The 625-nt window shown below is 66.1% G+C and carries 1 protein-coding gene; it reads left to right on the top strand.

The window, feature by feature from the left end:
- On the top strand, positions 1-433 hold a 433-nt coding region (locus tag ACLQ24_RS30055; RefSeq protein ID WP_425895108.1), incomplete at its 5' end, for a transposase.
- Positions 434-625: the final 192 nt, after the last annotated feature.

Below are 625 nucleotides of genomic sequence, written 5' to 3'. Positions count from 1 at the left end.
CCTTCACTCCCGCCGGCTGGCCGGGTGGGCGATCGCCGATCACATGCGCACCGAGTTGACCATCGACGCACTGAACGTGGCCCGGCGCACCCGCGGCAGCCTGGACGGGGCGATCTTCCACAGTGACCACGGAGCCCAATACACATCGAAGGCCTTCGCCGCCGCTTGCGCCGCCGCCGGGGTCCGACAATCGATGAGCAAGGTCGGCAGCTCGGCCGACAACGCCCTCGCCGAGTCGTTCAACGCCACCTTCAAACGCGAGACCCTGCAAGGCCGCCGCGCGTTCACCGACGAACGCGATGCCCGGCTGACCTCGTTCCGCTGGCTGCACCGCTACAACACCGTCCGCCGCCACTCCCGGCTCGGACAGCAGTCCCCGATCACCTACGAGCAGACCCAAGAAAGATCAGCTACCATCACACAAGCCGCATAAACCCTGTGTCCAAGTTCCGGGGTAAGGCCCGCGGCTCGCCTTCCCCCAGCCAGGAACAGCGCTGCGCCGCCTCACCGACCATCCGCGCGGCTGAAAAAACCGCGAAGCCTCTCGGGGTACGTATTCAGCTTGAGTTGATCGGCTGAGCGGGGCTGCGGTCTACTGTGGTGGCTGTGGCTGGCATGATCTTGG

This window comes from Micromonospora sp. DT4, from assembly GCF_049841675.1.
Classification (GTDB): domain Bacteria; phylum Actinomycetota; class Actinomycetes; order Mycobacteriales; family Micromonosporaceae; genus Micromonospora.
The sequence above is the reverse complement of the archived record's forward strand: the minus strand, read 5'-3'. Positions and strand labels throughout refer to the sequence as shown.